This window comes from Bacillus sp. CECT 9360 (assembly GCF_918741275.1).
Classification (GTDB): Bacteria; Bacillota; Bacilli; order Bacillales; family DSM-1321; genus Peribacillus.
In genome coordinates, this window is sequence record NZ_CAKKNA010000007.1 from 127,930 (window position 1) to 143,522 (window position 15,593).

The 15,593-nt window shown below is 39.7% G+C and carries 17 protein-coding genes; 6 read left to right on the forward strand and 11 right to left on the reverse strand.

Annotated elements, in window-relative coordinates; translation table 11 throughout:
* Positions 1 to 89: 89 nt before the first annotated feature.
* Positions 90 to 533 (reverse strand): YkvA family protein, encoded by a 444-nt coding sequence (locus LQ216_RS10465; protein ID WP_230129253.1) that lies wholly within the window; start codon positions 531 to 533, stop codon positions 90 to 92.
* A 230-nt stretch (positions 534 to 763) separates the two neighbouring features.
* Here LQ216_RS10465 and LQ216_RS10470 point away from each other — a divergent pair, with 230 nt between their 5' ends.
* On the forward strand, positions 764 to 934 hold the full coding sequence (locus LQ216_RS10470; RefSeq protein ID WP_230129254.1) for an aspartyl-phosphate phosphatase Spo0E family protein: 171 nt from the start codon (positions 764 to 766) through the stop codon (positions 932 to 934).
* A 1,123-nt stretch (positions 935 to 2,057) separates the two neighbouring features.
* Here LQ216_RS10470 and LQ216_RS10475 read toward each other — a convergent pair.
* From LQ216_RS10475 to LQ216_RS10485, 3 genes are all read right to left on the reverse strand, one after another.
* The gene (locus tag LQ216_RS10475) at positions 2,058 to 3,290 is read right to left on the reverse strand and encodes an MFS transporter (protein ID WP_230129255.1); all 1,233 of its coding nucleotides are present in this window, start codon (positions 3,288 to 3,290) and stop codon (positions 2,058 to 2,060) included.
* Positions 3,291 to 3,333: 43 nt separating this feature from the next.
* Positions 3,334 to 4,833 (reverse strand): PAS domain-containing sensor histidine kinase, encoded by a 1,500-nt coding sequence (locus tag LQ216_RS10480; protein ID WP_230129256.1) that lies wholly within the window; start codon positions 4,831 to 4,833, stop codon positions 3,334 to 3,336.
* 259 nt (positions 4,834 to 5,092) lie between these two features.
* Positions 5,093 to 5,248, reverse strand: a complete 156-nt coding sequence (locus tag LQ216_RS10485; RefSeq protein WP_230129257.1) for a hypothetical protein — start codon at positions 5,246 to 5,248, stop codon at positions 5,093 to 5,095.
* Between the two features lie 345 nt (positions 5,249 to 5,593).
* Between LQ216_RS10485 and LQ216_RS10490 the strand changes: the two genes are divergently transcribed.
* Together LQ216_RS10490 and LQ216_RS10495 are read left to right on the forward strand one after the other, a co-directional pair.
* Positions 5,594 to 6,034 carry a MarR family transcriptional regulator gene (locus LQ216_RS10490; RefSeq protein ID WP_230129258.1) on the forward strand — a complete coding sequence of 147 codons (441 nt, stop codon included), beginning with the start codon at positions 5,594 to 5,596 and terminating at the stop codon, positions 6,032 to 6,034.
* A 196-nt stretch (positions 6,035 to 6,230) separates the two neighbouring features.
* Positions 6,231 to 7,925, forward strand: coding sequence for a M3 family oligoendopeptidase (locus LQ216_RS10495; protein WP_230129259.1), 1,695 nt, complete (start codon positions 6,231 to 6,233; stop codon positions 7,923 to 7,925).
* Positions 7,926 to 8,047: 122 nt separating this feature from the next.
* Here LQ216_RS10495 and LQ216_RS10500 read toward each other — a convergent pair whose 3' ends face one another.
* The 3 genes from LQ216_RS10500 to LQ216_RS10510 form a co-directional block, all read right to left on the reverse strand.
* Positions 8,048 to 8,398, reverse strand: a complete 351-nt coding sequence (locus LQ216_RS10500) for a response regulator (protein ID WP_290369262.1) — start codon at positions 8,396 to 8,398, stop codon at positions 8,048 to 8,050.
* Between the two features lie 361 nt (positions 8,399 to 8,759).
* Positions 8,760 to 8,933, reverse strand: a complete 174-nt coding sequence (locus LQ216_RS10505; protein ID WP_230129260.1) for a YjfB family protein — start codon at positions 8,931 to 8,933, stop codon at positions 8,760 to 8,762.
* 170 nt (positions 8,934 to 9,103) lie between these two features.
* The gene (locus tag LQ216_RS10510; protein WP_230129261.1) at positions 9,104 to 9,883 is read right to left on the reverse strand and encodes a PAS domain S-box protein; all 780 of its coding nucleotides are present in this window, start codon (positions 9,881 to 9,883) and stop codon (positions 9,104 to 9,106) included.
* A gap of 166 nt (positions 9,884 to 10,049) precedes the next feature.
* On the opposite strand from LQ216_RS10510, the gene LQ216_RS10515 reads away from it, so the two are divergent.
* Positions 10,050 to 11,096 carry a hypothetical protein gene (locus LQ216_RS10515; RefSeq protein ID WP_230129262.1) on the forward strand — a complete coding sequence of 349 codons (1,047 nt, stop codon included), beginning with the start codon at positions 10,050 to 10,052 and terminating at the stop codon, positions 11,094 to 11,096.
* A 90-nt stretch (positions 11,097 to 11,186) separates the two neighbouring features.
* Here the strand turns inward: LQ216_RS10515 and LQ216_RS10520 are convergent, their stop codons facing one another.
* Entirely contained in the window at positions 11,187 to 11,858 is a 672-nt protein-coding gene (locus LQ216_RS10520) for a hypothetical protein (RefSeq protein WP_230129263.1), read from the reverse strand.
* Between the two features lie 435 nt (positions 11,859 to 12,293).
* Positions 12,294 to 12,470: a DUF2187 family protein gene (locus LQ216_RS10525; RefSeq protein ID WP_230129264.1), complete on the reverse strand. Its 177-nt coding sequence runs from the start codon at positions 12,468 to 12,470 to the stop codon at positions 12,294 to 12,296.
* Positions 12,471 to 12,740: 270 nt separating this feature from the next.
* On the opposite strand from LQ216_RS10525, the gene LQ216_RS10530 reads away from it, so the two are divergent.
* Positions 12,741 to 12,935, forward strand: a complete 195-nt coding sequence (locus LQ216_RS10530) for a hypothetical protein (RefSeq protein WP_230129265.1) — start codon at positions 12,741 to 12,743, stop codon at positions 12,933 to 12,935.
* 110 nt (positions 12,936 to 13,045) lie between these two features.
* Here the strand turns inward: LQ216_RS10530 and LQ216_RS10535 are convergent, their stop codons facing one another.
* Positions 13,046 to 13,540 carry a sigma-70 family RNA polymerase sigma factor gene (locus LQ216_RS10535; protein ID WP_230129266.1) on the reverse strand — a complete coding sequence of 165 codons (495 nt, stop codon included), beginning with the start codon at positions 13,538 to 13,540 and terminating at the stop codon, positions 13,046 to 13,048.
* 290 nt (positions 13,541 to 13,830) lie between these two features.
* Between LQ216_RS10535 and LQ216_RS10540 the strand changes: the two genes are divergently transcribed.
* The gene (locus tag LQ216_RS10540) at positions 13,831 to 14,568 is read left to right on the forward strand and encodes a glucose 1-dehydrogenase (RefSeq protein ID WP_230129355.1); all 738 of its coding nucleotides are present in this window, start codon (positions 13,831 to 13,833) and stop codon (positions 14,566 to 14,568) included.
* A gap of 44 nt (positions 14,569 to 14,612) precedes the next feature.
* Here LQ216_RS10540 and LQ216_RS10545 read toward each other — a convergent pair whose 3' ends face one another.
* The gene (locus tag LQ216_RS10545; protein WP_230129267.1) at positions 14,613 to 15,461 is read right to left on the reverse strand and encodes a thermonuclease family protein; all 849 of its coding nucleotides are present in this window, start codon (positions 15,459 to 15,461) and stop codon (positions 14,613 to 14,615) included.
* Positions 15,462 to 15,593 lie beyond the last annotated feature (132 nt).

Consider the following 15,593-nt stretch of genomic DNA (forward strand, 5'->3'; position numbering starts at 1 on the left):
ATGCTTCCGCTTCTGTTTAGCGAATAAGTATAATTTTTCAACTTTGATGATGTCTAGCTACAACGTAGAGGACGTGACCTGTGCTCTTCTTATTTATTTGCCTCTTTTGGCTGGCTAACGATTACCTCAACGATATTGCTTTTAGTATCTTCCCATTCCAGGAAGGTTTCCAAGTCCTTATCAACTTGCGAAATCACAAAACCGATTAATGCTACATCATCCAGAATACCGAGTCCGAATAGAAAATCAGGGATGACATCTATGGGCGAGACGAAATAAACGACCGAAAGTAAGATCATGAATAGAGATCGATAAGGGATTTCGCGATATTCGCCTTTGGCCCATGCTTTTAACATGTTAAACATCGTCTGAAGCCGTCCCCAAACCCCCTTTAAGGTCAGTTCGTTCTTTTTTGCTTTATTGCTTGCTTTATTTACGAGACCCTTCGTTTCGTTTTTGTTATCTGCATAACGTGTTACCTCGTTTTTAAAAAGAGAATAGGCCATTTTGGTAACAAACATTTTGCGCAACATTCGATCATCCCTCCTATTTACATTCTTATTAGTAGATTACCACCAACCAGCGAGAAAAAACCTGCCAGGTTTTTCGGGAGTAGAGAAATCCTCTTTCGACAAAACAAATATATTGTCATAATATCGGAAGTTTTGTCTAACTTTTGCGAATGTGTTTACATGTTTTAAATATTTTGTAATAATCCTTAAGTATTCTGTTTATTCATGTGAGAAGGATGTGTTTTTTAACCATGGAAGGGAAAAGAATTGCCGAGGTATATTCAGAAATCCAAATAAAACGCTTTGAAATGATTGAAATTGCGGAGATGTACGGGCTGACAGATGAATATACCATCCGTACAAGCCAGGAGCTCGACCAGCTCATGAATGAGTATCACTATTTAAAGTACTCCGTAAGTTAAAACACTATAATTCCAGAAGTGACGCGAGTATATTCTGCAGATTTTCTGTTAATTAAAAACAGGGCGAGACAGGTCCAATCGATTTCTGGTCTCATTTTATCAGATACATAACTGCCCCTACCCATAGACCTTCTTGATGATTGTCATCGCTTTTTCATCGAATTAAATTCCGCTTTTGGAATGCTCCAAATCTATATGCGGTATGTTCTTTTCCGTATTGTCTAGTCAATACCACTAATTAAACCTTCGATTACAGATACTCTGGTATGAGGACCAGCAGGAAGATGCCCGCCTGAGTGTGTCAGTAATCGACTCCTTGATGAATCGAATCACCATCGACTTGTCCTTCTATAAATGAAAATACTAAAATCAACGATGGGTACGAAAGATTTTCCGCAACGAAAAAAGGGATTGGCAACAAAAATAGAATTTCGGCAACCAAAGTCTCTATTCCGACAACAAAACTAGTTAAATCGGCAACAAAACGGAATTTTCCGCAACGAAAAAAGGGATTGGCAACAAAAATAGAATTTCGGCAACCAAAGTCTCTGTTCCGGCAACAAAACTAGTTAAATCGGCAACAAAACGGAATTTTCCGCAACGAAAAAAGGAACTGGCAACAAAAATAGAATTCCGACAACCAAAGTCCCTGTACCGGCAACAAAATTAGTTAAATCGGCAACAAAATCGAATTTTCCGCAACGAAAAAAGGGCCAGGCAACAAAAACAGAATTCCGGCAACCAAAGTCTCTGTACCGGCAACAAAACTAGTTAAATCGGCAACAAAACCGAATTTTTCGCAACGAAAAAAGGGCCAGGCAACAAAAACAGAATTCCGACAACCAAAGTCCCTGTACCGGCAACAAAATTAGTTAAATCGGCAACAAAACGGAAATTTCCGCAACGAAAAAAGGAACTGGCAACAAAAACAGAATTCCGACAACCAAAGTCCCTGTACCGGCAACAAAACTAGTTAAATCGGCAACAAAATCGAAATTTCCGCAACGAAAAAAGGAACTGGCAACAAAAACAGAATTTCGGCAACCAAAGTCTCTATTCCGACAACAAAACTAGTTAAATCGGCAACAAAATGGAATTTTCCACAACGAAAAGAAGTCCTGCTTCAGACTTCTTTTGGATACCAATTTTTCAAGGTTTCATCAGATGGTAAGAAGAAACCTATCATCCCAAGGAGCGGCAGGAAACCAACCATCTTGATCATGCTGCTGATCCCGATGGAATCTGCGATCGAACCTAAAGCGACCGATCCTACCGCACCCATTCCAAAGGCCAGGCCTACGGTTAATCCAGCCATAGTGCCCACCTTACCAGGGACAAGCTCTTGCGCATACACGACCGTGACGGAAAAGCTGGTCATAATGATAAAACCGCTTATCATCAGTAAGATGAATGTTGCGGAAGAGCTGGCAAACGGCACAAGAATCGTGATGGGCGCACTTCCGGCCAGCGAAAATAAAATAACTTTCTTCCTGCCGAACCGGTCAGCTAGCGGGCCGCCAACGAAGGTGCCCAGCGCTCCGGCAGCCAGGAAGGCAAAGATGAAGAATTGGGCAGTTTTAATAGTGAATGAATATTCCCCAATCAAATAAAATGCATAAAAATTTGTGATACAGGCTACGTACCACGAGCGGGCAAAAATGATGAAAAGGATTAAAAATAACGCGATTCCAATCTTTTTCCCGATTGTGGATTTGGCACCAGTTTTTTTGTTTGTCTTCTTTGGCTGAAAATGGATCAATTGACCAGAATACCATCTCGCAATGTACATTAATAATAAGACCGCTGTAAAGGCCACAGGTGCGAACCAGAGCGCTCCTTTTTGTCCAAAAGGAACAAGAACAATTGCCGTTATCAGCGGAGCAAGTGCTTGACCGGTGTTGCCCCCAACCTGGTAAATCGATTGGGAAAGCCCTCTTTTAGGACCACCGGCCATGAAAGCAACCCTCGAACCTTCTGGATGAAATACGGCAGAGCCGATGCCGATTAAGATGACCGACAAAATAACTACATAATAGTTTGGTGCTAACGCTAACAGTACCATCCCTGCAAGCGAGCTTGTAAGACCAATTGGCAGAGCGAAGGGTAGTGGCCTCTTATCTGTATACCAGCCGACCGCAGGCTGCATGATAGAGGATATAATGTTTAGAGCGAAAGCGATCATTCCAAGCTGCGTATAGCTTAACGACATTGTTTCCCCAATAATCGGAAACATGGCCGGAACAACAGCCTGAAGGGAATCATTAAGCAAATGGCAAACTCCAATAATGAATAGAACATTATAGGCAGTAGTCTGTTCGGCTGGTATTTTTTTAACTGGTTGTGCTGTGCTGGACATAAACGAAGCTCCTAACTAACTTTTTCTATAAACAGTGTCTGGATCACGGTTCACTTGCGGTTGGAATCGTTATAATCGCCTGGGTGCCATGGTTCTTTTTGCTTGTAAGGTGAATGCTTCCGTGAAACTGTTCGACTATCCGCCTGCATACATAGAGTCCCAAACCGGTTCCTGACTCTTTAGATGAATAGAAGGGATCAAAGACATTCTTGAGATTTTCTTCTGTTATCCCGTATCCTGTATCGGTAATGGTAATAATGGCATTACCCGATTGATTAGATAATTCAATCATTAGTTCTCCGCCATCCGGCATGGCTTCAAACCCATTTTTAGCAATGTTCAAGATAACTTGCTTTATTTGATCGGACGACCCAATAATTAAAACCGGATCGTCATGCACTAAAACAGTAAGTGTAACATCATAAAGGCTTGCTTCGGACTCTAGAAGAGGTTGTAAATCGTTAAGAGCTGTTCTAGTATCAATAGTGGCTAATTTTTGCGCAGTTGGTTTCCCCAGGACGATAAACTCGCTGACGATGCCGTCTATCCGCTCAATCTCCTTCATAATCACGGAAAAATAAAGTTGATCCTTCTCATCTGTGTATTTCTCTTCCAACAATTGGATAAGCCCTTTAATGCCGGTGAGCGGGTTTTTAATCTCGTGGGCAGTGCTCGCGGCAAGAGTGCCGACAACCTCGAGTTTTTGGGCCTCGTTCAGTTCTTTCTGTCTCTTGGTTTCTCTGCTAAGTAACAGGTACTTAACAATTAAGAAAAGGACATGGGCCACAATCACCGCATAAATAAGCCCACTAATGAAGGACTTATAATCAAATGTTTCCATATTAGGATTCACTTTTACATGTAAATGCCATGATCCCTCATCCAAAGGGATGATCACCCAGTTATTGTCTTCTGGCTGTTTATTCTCGGGATTAATCTCCAAAATGGATTCGTTCTCTTTATTTTCAACTCTAATTGAATAATCAGGAGTCAGAATGGACATGACATTTTCCATATAATCGATTCTAATCTTGGCCATTACAAAACCGCTCACATTGTTTTCTTTGTCGAGAATCGGTGCCGATATAGAAAAATAATTAAAGTTTTCCTGCTCATTTACACGTTTATCAGATATTACTGGTTTCTTAGTTAGCAGGACCGTTTCTATATGGGTTTGATCCATTAAGTGTTTATGGATTAGATTTTCGTTCGTTCCCGTTATCACGTATCCTTCTGCGTTAAGCCAGTACATACCGGCATAGCGAGGATCTGTATTTTTTGCTCGGGCCAGGAGGTCCTTCATCTTCTGCTCGTCATTTTGAAGGGAGGTACCGCTCAATGCCAGAACCTCAAGATTGTTTTTTGTCTCCTTTATCACCTGATCCAAAGATTGATGATGGATAGAGCCGACCCATTCAGCCTTTTCCTTTAGTGAAGAACTAGCTTTCTTTTCCAACTGAATAAAATATATAAAGCAAAAGATGAGGAGTGGCAATACGACAATGCCAATATATAAAATGATATTTTGCTTGTTTTTAAACATTTTTCCCCGCTACTTTTTTGTTTTTTTCATAGTATAACAGATGATGTGATGAATCAGCAAAAAATGCTGGTATATCAATGTTTACAAGGAGTTTGCTCATGCTTTAAAACGGTAGAAATCACATGATAATCACATTTATCGCGAATTTACTATATTAAGAATGTTTCAAAAAAAGTTTTCAATCTCTTTATTCACGCCCGCGATATATCGGATAAGCAGAGCCCTGCCGGCGAATAGCCAGGCAGGGCTGCGCAAGATACTATTGTGTTAACTCGTCATCGGTTGCGATAGGTTGAATCTCATTTGTACTACCCTTTTTATTTTTTTCATTTGAAGCATTTCGAGCCTCGAGTTCATCTAGTTGCTTATTTACAGCTTGAGAGTGAATCATATGACTCTGATTTTCTTTGTTCATTCATCCATTACCTCCTTTGCCTAAAGATGATTCCTAATTATGATGGGGAAACGGTTGTAAATTTATGCAAGGTCAAATTTTTTATAATTTGGTTAATAAGTTCAATAAAATAAAAATGGGAAATAATTTGATGAAACAGCGTTTTTTTATTCTTAGAAGGGATTGACATGGCTAAAATCGATAACATACGCAATCATACTGCAGGAAGAAACATTACTCCAAATTAATAAAATTTGCGTTAAGTCGAATTGACAAACCAGAATATAATTCGTATAATAACTTTTAATTCGAGATATTGAAATCCCGATATTTAAAATTTAGATCTTTTTAAAGGTTGTGAATGAATTGAATCAAAATAGTATTAAACAATCCCTGAAATTGTTCATCGTTTTATCAAGAGCGCATAGGTCCATAAATGATGTGATAAATAAGTATATTGCGAATCATGGCTTAAACCCAACTGAATTCGCTGTGATGGAATTGCTTTACCATAAAGGGGATCAGCCACTGCAGCAAATTGGCGGAAAGATATTGCTTGCAAGCGGAAGCATTACCTATGTCGTTGATAAGCTTGAACAAAAAGACTATTTAATACGGGTTGCTTCTAAAAATGACCGACGAGTAACCTATGCTCAAATTACGGATAAGGGGAAGTCATTTATCGAATCCGTTTTTCCTGAGCACGAGCAAAGAATTGATGATATCATGAGTAGCTTAACAGATGAAGAAAAAGAAACAGCAATCGAATTAATGAAGAAATTAGGCCTCAATGCCGCAAACAATTAAAGCGATTAGTATAACCCCCCTTTTTTAGTAGGGGGATTTTTTTTGGTAGATAGGAAAGTCCAAAATTTCCCATCAACTCCGCCTTCAGGTTAGCCAATCGGCAAGTCTTTTTTGTGGAGAATTTTATTTATTAAGATTTTTGCGTGTTATATAATGGAAGACGATAAAGAATTACAGAACATAAAGGAGTGGTTTTTTGAAGTTCGATCAATACGAGTATAGCCGTCCTGATTTGAAAGAAGTGAAGAGAGCATTCACTGAAGCTCTAGGACGTTTTTCAAAAGCGGAAAACGTAGAGCTACAGAGCGAAGCAATGGATGAAATCAATGGGATACGAGACAACGTAAGTACCATGATCAATATTTGCTACATAAGGCATTCGGTTGATACGAATGACGAGTTTTATAAAGCGGAAAATGATTACCTTGATGAAATCGCTCCAGAAATGGAAGAGCTTGTTTCGCAATACTATAAGGAGCTTGTTGGATCCAGGTTTCGCAAGGATTTGGAAACGAAATGGGGGCATCAGCTATTCGCCCTGGCGGATGCCCAACTGAAAACCTTTTCCCCGGAAATTATCCAGCATCTTCAAAAGGAAAATAAGCTGTCAACAGAATATACGCAGCTAATCGCTTCAGCGAAAATTATGTTTGAAGGCGAAGAACGCACCCTTCCTCAGCTTCAGCCATTTGCCGAATCTCCCGACCGTGAAATGAGGAAGAAAGCCAATGCGGCGAAAAATGGATTTCTTGCAGAAAATGAGCAGAAATTGGATGAAATCTATGATCAGCTTGTCAAGGTGCGCCATGAGATTGCGAAAATGCTGGGCTATAAGAATTTCGTTGAACTGGGATATTATCGGATGGCAAGAACCGATTATAATGCCGAAATGGTCGCTAACTTCCGCAAACAGGTGGAAGAATACATCGTGCCGCTAGCCAGTAAGCTCCGCGAACGACAGCGTGAAAGAATCGGACTCGACGAGCTGAAATTCTATGATGAAGGTTTTGAGTTTCAAACAGGAAACGCCGTTCCAAAGGGAGAGCCGGAATGGATTATCGAAAATGGCAAAAAAATGTATGAAGAGCTCTCTTCTGAAACGAAAGAATTCTTTGAATTTATGACCGACAACCAGCTCATGGACCTTGTATCTAAAAAGGGAAAAGCCGGAGGGGGATATTGTACCTTCATTGAAGACTTTAAAGCACCGTTTATCTTTTCCAATTTTAACGGCACTTCCGGCGATATCGATGTGCTGACTCATGAAGCAGGACACGCGTTCCAAGTATACAGCAGCAGAAAATTTGAAATTCCCGAATACTACTGGCCAACTTATGAGGCGGCTGAGATACATTCGATGAGCATGGAGTTTTTCACCTGGCCGTGGATGGAATTATTTTTCAAAGAAGATACGGATAAGTATAAATTCTCTCATTTAAGCAGCGGACTCCTGTTCCTGCCTTACGGAGTAGCTGTTGATGAATTCCAGCATTTTGTCTACGAGAATCCCGAAGCAACACCTGAGGAAAGAAAGAGCGCATGGCGTGAAATCGAAAAAAAGTATCTGCCGCACCGGGATTATGATGGCGATGAGTATCTCGAAAAGGGTGGTTTCTGGCACCGTCAGGGACATATCTACGGATCGCCCTTTTATTATATTGACTATACACTTGCACAAATTTGCGCCTTCCAATTCTGGAAACGCTCAAGGGAAGACCAGCAATCATCCTGGGCAGATTATTTGAAGCTCTGCCAGCTTGGTGGAAGCCAGTCGTTCCTCGGGTTGGTGGAGGAGGCTAATTTGCAGTCGCCATTTAAGGATGGGACCGTGCAGGCTGTCGTTGAAGTGATAGATGAATGGCTCGCATCTGTTGATGACAAGGATTTGTAAGACAAAAATGAATATGATTTTTAAAAAGCTAACCATAACGACAAATGTTGTTATGGCTAGCTTTTTTACTTGCATTAAAAGTGTTAAATATTTGAGACAAAAAGTAATTTACAAAATATGTATCACTGGTTATTAAGGATTTTGTTGAGATTATCAAAAAAGGGCTTAACAATGAAATCTTTTGCGCCAAGTCTTAAAGATTCCTTTATTAATGGCTGTGTCCCTAATGCAGAACACATCACTATTTTTGCTTGTTGATCATACCTAATAATTTCTTTCAATGCTTCTGTTCCAGAAATAATAGGCATGGTTACATCCATTAAAACAATGTCGGGGTTGAAGTTTTTATACTTTTCAATCGCATCTAATCCGTTAACGGCTTCAGCGATAATAGAGAAATTATTTGCGTCCAGTTTTCTTTTTAATATCATTCTCATGAAGCGGGAATCATCAGCTAGTAAAATGTTTTTCAATCTAAAGAACACCTTTCTACAAAAATAACGGAATTAAGGAAAGCATCCTATCTACTTATAAAAGGGATAATTTCTTTCGGCTTGGTCACCATATCATAAATACTTAAGGCGCGGGCTTTACTTATTGTACTCTCATAAGGTTTGCCCTTGTACGTATATTAACACAAGAAATTTTCACAAGATATACAAAGTAGTAACACTACTACTGATTTTAAGATAAAAAGTATCAAAAAAGAAAACGGAGGATTAATACATTTCCAAGGGAGAAAGGAATATCTATGGCAGACCAGCTGATGATGTAAAAACGTCATCAGAATTGATAAAAAACGCATCCATTTTATTATGAATGCGCTACAAAATCTTATACTTTAAGATCAATTGATTTCCCTAAGTTTGGATGAGGAGCTTGGATCATTTCCATCAACTGGTTCGCACTTTGCTGTGAAGTCTCCATGATTTTTTTAGTCAAAGCAATACTGACACTTTGTGCAAGAGCAGCTTGGTTCATGCCCATTGATAATGCAGCAATATCCAAGAAATTCACCTCCCTGGTTTTAATATCGGTCACTCAGTCCAAAAGATAAATAAACAAAATAAGAAAGCAAAAAAAGTAGAATGAAATAATTGAGTTTGGTCAAAATGATTGCGTTTTCCAATAAACAGATATTATCTCTGATTAAGACTAAGAATCAGCGGATCTATTAATTAATTATCTAAATGATATTTAACTGCTTCTTTTACAGTGGCCATCGTTTTTGTGGAAGAAAGATCGACTCCGTTTTCAACTGCAATCTGAGCAAGCTCTGGTCTTATGCCGGTAATAATCATATCAATGCCAAGCAATCTCATAATAGCTGTAATTTTCATGAGGAAATCAGAAACTACTTCGCAAAAATTATAAATGCCTGAGAAATCAATGACTAAACATCTGACCTCTTCTTTTTTGATTTTTGATGGGATGGATTCAAGCAAATAATTGGCTCGATCAATATCTATTGAGCCTACTATGGGAAGGACGGAAATACCATCTAAAACAGGTACTAAGGGAGTAGAAACCTCATAAATTTCCCTCTTGTGTTGTTTCTCTTCTTCTTTACGTTTTGTTATATCTCTAAGGGTAGTCTGAATCGCTCTTTGGTTTCCGAATACTACAGGGTGACAATACAACTCAACATCGACCTGTTTGCCGTCCAGCCTAAATATCTTTTCTTCCATAAGTTCACCCGGTACATTTTCTGTCATCGATTTATGTATTCTTTCCTTTATCCTAGGTTTGCTGGCCTCTCGATACCGGTCCAGTAAACAGGAACCAATAATTTCTTCTTTAGTCCCTTTTAAATTTTGTGCACCTGTTTGATTCACATACAAAATTTTATGATCGGCGTGTATGACGATCGTCTCTACTGAATATTCAACTATTTGCTTGTACATTAATTCTTTTTCTATGGTTGATTGATTCATATTATTAGAAACATCCTTTTTCATATGATTCACTCCCTTCCTTAAAGTTTAATTCATCTAACAGGATACAACAAGGAGAAGAATAGGAAAACCTATGGCGAACGCCCGTTGAAGAAGAAAAACTTCTTTCTTAATTGGCTTGTCTAAATAAACCTACCTCCACATATAAATGTGGAGAGGAGGGGGAGGCATGCTGTCAAGGTGGTCAGGCTCGTTCCAGATTGCGGCTGTTTATGTCGGGACTGTCGTTGGTGCAGGATTCGCAACTGGAAAAGAAATTTTGGAGTTTTTCACTCAATACGGATTTTATGGCTTTATTGGAGTATTAATAGCGGGGTATATGTTTATTTTTACCGGCACAAAGATGATGCTTCTTTCCTCGAGGGCTGGTGCCGCTACCTATGAAGATTTTAATCGATACTTATTCGGGAAGAAAATCGCTCCCATCGTGAACGTTATTTTTTTACTTATGCTCCTGGGGGTTACGTCGGTGATGATTTCAGGGGCCGGGGCTGTTTTTGAGGAACAGCTAGGAGCATCGAAAAATGCGGGGATTTTAATAACGATCGTTCTGGCATCCATTGTACTAATACTTGGGATAAAAGGATTATTTGCCGTTAACTCAGTCGTAGTACCGGTGATGATTTTTTTTAGTCTTATGCTTTGTTTTTTTGCCATCAAAGGTGGAGGATTTGTCGATTCCTTTTTAAAATTGCCAGAAGAAAGTTTGAGTTGGAAGATGTTCCTTTCGCCGTTTGCTTACATTGCCTTTAATCTTGGACTTTCCCAGGCTGTACTCGTACCGGTTGCACACGAAATCGGTGACGAACAAACCATAAGGAACGGGGGAATATTGGGCGGAATCTTTCTGACTACGATTTTGCTGTCAGGGCATTTTGCGCTGGTTTCTTTGCCTGATGCTTCCATTTATGAAATACCTACTGCTGAATTGATGAAAAATGGGGCTGCGAATTTTTATTGGATTTTTATTTTGGTGGTTTACGGGGAAATCTTTACATCGTTAATCGGTAATATTTTTGGATTGCAAAGGCAAATCAGCAGCACATTCGCTCATGTTCCGAACATCGTCATCGTGCTATCCATCTTTTTTATCACATACATCGTCGGTCGAATCGAATATGGCAGACTTCTCGGGTTTCTTTATCCTTCATTCGGTTATATCAGCATGCTATTTTTATTCCTTGTCTGGAAAAAGAAATTAAAAAAAGATATTTAAAGAAAATTCCCCGAGTGGTGTGGTGCCTTTTAAGGCAAAAAAAAGAATGCGGCGTTTGTTCCGCATTCTTTTTAGAGATATTGACTGTTCTTATTTTGTTTTTAAAATCGTTTTGCCCATTTCTATAAAGGCCTTGCGATGATCGGCGCTGCTTGTAGTGAAGATCGTCATCCTTACAGGGGCTTTTGGATTTTTTATTAATACAGACGTAACTTTTTCATCTCCAACTGTCACTTCCTGCACAATAGCGTTATCAATTGTAAGGCCTGATTCAGTTACTGGCTTAACATCGTCACCAATTGCCTTAAGCTGGTTACGTGTATTTTCTTCGGTTTCAGCCCAGTTCACATTGTCAGGCAGCAATTCAATTCGAGCATTTACACCTGTTGCGCTTTTTAATTTTAGGATGTCCTTCCCTGGTTCCTCAGCAGTTAATTCGTAGTCGGGAAGTACATATAAACTAAAGTTTTGATTGCTGCTGTTAACAAGAAAAGCTGTTTCTTGCTGTTCTCCGCCATTTACCTGATACTGCAGGTTTTGTTCCATGAGCCGGACAGCAGTTGATTCATCTTTATTTGCCTCTTGTTCGTTGTTGTCTTTAGTAGTTTCTTCATTTTGATTATTGTCGGAAGTCTTTTCCTTTTCTTCTGTATTAACTTCCTCTTTCTCTTCCTTGGTATTTTCATTTGCCTCTGTTCCACATCCGCTTAAGAGTAGACCGATAATCGAAAATCCAAGTAACATGAATTTTAATTTACCCATGTTTTTTGCCTCCTGTCTATGTATTCGTATTTTCAGCAATTTTCCAGGAATGAGCCTTAGAAATGTGTTGCTATTAAAATAGACGAGTTTCTCAATTAAAAGTTACAAAAAAAGAAAACTCGAAGGTTAGAGTTTTCTTTAAAGATAAAGAAAGTATATCTTTATTTAACTTTGAAAGATGTCTAGCTACAGCACCCAGCCTCGACGCACAGGACGTGCTAGTGCCGACGTCGCCACAGGACGTGGCGATTTTAGTCGGCCTCGGGGTCATAAGCCAAACCACTGTTTCGCTTTAGGAACTGCCTCCTCGCGGTTCGTCTTATGCCTGTCGGAGGCCCACAGGATGTGGGTCAGAACGACGAAGACATAACGATGTGGCGGTCTTAGTCGTTCTTCCTTACTTGAAGGGCGCTTGCGCTTTTCTAATAAATATGCTTATTCAATGATTTGATAGTTTTTATGATTAACGACTGTTTTTTGTTCCAGCTCTAGATCGCGGTAATTCTCCATATATGTAACATCGACAATCACTGAATTTTCATTTACTTTCTCTACAATTCCTCTAAGTCCATCACGGAACTCGATTAGATTGCCTACTTCAGCTGTTTTCATTGCAACCATCCTTTGCGATTCCTATTAAAGCGTTTCCCATAAGTGAGGTTTCTTCTGCTGTTTTTACATGTCAGAGAGTGTATTTAAATTGGAGATAATATACAGTTTGCACTATTTTAATCCGTTCGTAAAGAAATTAGTTCCAATCATTTCATTTCTGAAACAAAACTCTAACTTTCCCTGTTGAAGTTTTCGCTGCTTCATGGGAAACTAGACAAAACTACGTATGGGCAAATGGTATATCGTTTTGCTTTTCAAGGAGGAAGCGTTTTGCAAGAAAATGAAGCAAATGAAATTCTCGATAAGCTTGCGAGCAGAGAATTGGAAGAATATACGATCAAAAAAGAAGAATTTTTAGCCTTTCGCCAGTTTCTTTTACAAAGAGAAGATTTCAAGCATTTTAGAGGGATCGCACAGCATGGCGGAGAAGTAGTCTATCGATATATCGACGAGCCGAGAAGCTGAAAGGGAAGCCATCTCATGGATAATCCATGAAGATGGCTTTTCTAATAGGCTCTGTTATAAAGTTATTGAAAAATCAACAGAGAATATATACTTAGCTTTCTAATAAAGAGCTATACGAGGAATTCGGCTGCTTTTTTTCTTAGCTTTTTTAATGCCGATTGTCTCCACGATTTCACTGCTGCCACACTTACACCGAGTTGTTCGGCGATTTCGGAATGTGATCTTTCTTCTTGAAAAGTCAGGATAAGCCAGTGTGCCTGATTTCTCGTTAACCCCTCACAATAAAACTGCAAATTTTCGATCAGAAACGGTTCATCTCTCACCATAACCTTCGTGCTGATATCAATCGACTCTATTTCAAACGATTTATTCCTGCTGTCATAGCGATTCTCCTTTCTTAACTCATTCAACATTCTTCCTTTCACAATTAGATAAGCAAAGTTAAGAAAGCTTCCTTTCGTCGGATCAAACTTGGTTTGAGCTTCCCACAACGCGATCAGACCAATCTGGAAAAACTCCTCTTTGTTTTTGTAAATGGATAAAGTTCTAATGATTTTGTGAATCATCGGAGAGTATTGGTCGGCAAGCTTTGAAAAATCCTCCATTTATTTTGCACCTTTTGAAAAACGCGCTTTTCACTTATTCCCGGGTGCCTACAATGTAGCGAAATTTTTCAATGGCTGCGAAATAAGAAAGTGAGGTTTATTACAGATTAAACGATGAATTTAATCACTTTTACTAGGAGAAAATGAAGATTTGTAGGGGTGAAAATGTGAAAAAAGACTTTTTATACAATTGTCAGAATTCTTGGAGATCGTGCATCGGGTTTTCTTTGAAGACGTGTTGGGGTACATAATGTAAATAATAAGCATGCGAATAATAAGGAGATGAAATGATGAGTTTTGTAAATAAAACAGTATTGGTTACAGGAGCGGGCAGCGGGATTGGGAAGGAAGTCGCCTTACACTTTGCAAGGAAGGAGGCCAAGGTGGTTATTGCGGAACAAGATGAACAAACAGGAGTGGCTACGGCAGAAGAAATAAAGACCTTGGGAGGTCAAGCTATTTTTGTCAGGACGGACGTAAGAGATGAGAAAGAGATTAAGCATGCGTTTGATGAAACAATCCGCCATTTTGGCAGCCTGGATATTTTAATCAATAACGCTGGTGTATCTAAGTTTAAGCCTTTATTAGATTTAAGTGTTAGTGAATGGGATGACATTCTTGCAATCAACCTGCGCAGTGTATTCATTGCCTCGAAGGAAGCGGCAAAAATCATGAAACCAGGGTCATCAATTGTGAATATATCTTCCTCGAGAGCGTTTATGTCGGAAGAAGGTACCGAGGCATATTCAGCTTCCAAAGGCGGGATCATCGCGATCACCCATGCCCTTGCTGCTTCATTAAGTGAGCGCAGAATACGTGTCAACTCGATCAGTCCCGGCTGGATTGAAACTGGAGACTATGAGGAATTGTCAAAGGAAGACCATGAGCAGCACTGGTCGAAGCGGGTAGGAAAGCCTTCTGATATTGCAAAGGCGTGCGTGTATTTATGCGATGATGAAAACGATTTTGTGAATGGGGAGAATATTACTGTTGACGGTGGAATGACTAGAAAGATGATTTATAAATAAAACAAAAAGGATCCCCCCCATTAGTCGGGGACCCTTATAAAAGATTATCTCTGTGACTTACGGAAACCTGCTTCCTTAGCCTCAGCCTCTGTACAGAACATTTCTTCCGGTTTTGTTATGCCATAATATTGGCCGGATGGGATGTGATAAATTTTTTCGCCCCCGGAGTTGATATTCCCTTTAATTTCGCACGAAGAGGATTCACTAACAGCCTCATCTGTTTCTGCAACATTGCTTGCGTACGAATCATCGAATCCAAGAGAAGTCGCATAATTTTCTAGCGACCAGATCCCGAGCTCTTTTTCCCTGGCTTGATCTTGAATCTCCCTGAATTCATCGATGTATTTCGTATTTGGAGCGTATACATATGCGACTCTCGCCAATCCGTTTTCGAGCAATTTTTTATTAACGCTCTCGCCGTCCACATAGAAGTAAGCGAGCAGTCGCCCGTATTTATCGCGCTCACCAATACCGGGTTCAACCTCTATCTGTGAACCGGCGGGCATCAGCTTTTTTGCAAATTGGCTCGCTTCCTTCCCGTAAGGCTGCACCGGCTTTGAGGGATGGACTGTTTCAGGTGTATCAATTAACAACAGCCTTACTGTCTCTTCCTGGCCATTATTCATTTTTATCTTTACTGTGTCGCCATCAACGACTTTAACTACTGTTGCGGGAAAGGTTTTCCCTTTTGCTTCTGTTGACTCTTCCTCATTTAATTCTGTGCCGGTTCCGGAATCCGTTGCTTGCTTGTCCTCGGTGTTTACAGCCGTGGTACTTTCTTGTTCCGGTTCAGGTTTCTGAACAGCCTGTTCCTGCTGTTGACAAGCTGTCAGCAAAACGATTAGCAGAACTATCCAAACCGTCGGCTTAAAAATAGATAAGACTTTCTGCATCTTCATGTCTCCATTCTTGGTGAATCAGGTGTGCTGGCTGGCACAAGCATGTATGATTATAGTACCTTAGCGATACAGGAAAGAAAATGAAAAAATGTGTATTTGCATATTCTACATAGAAATTGAGGGTTT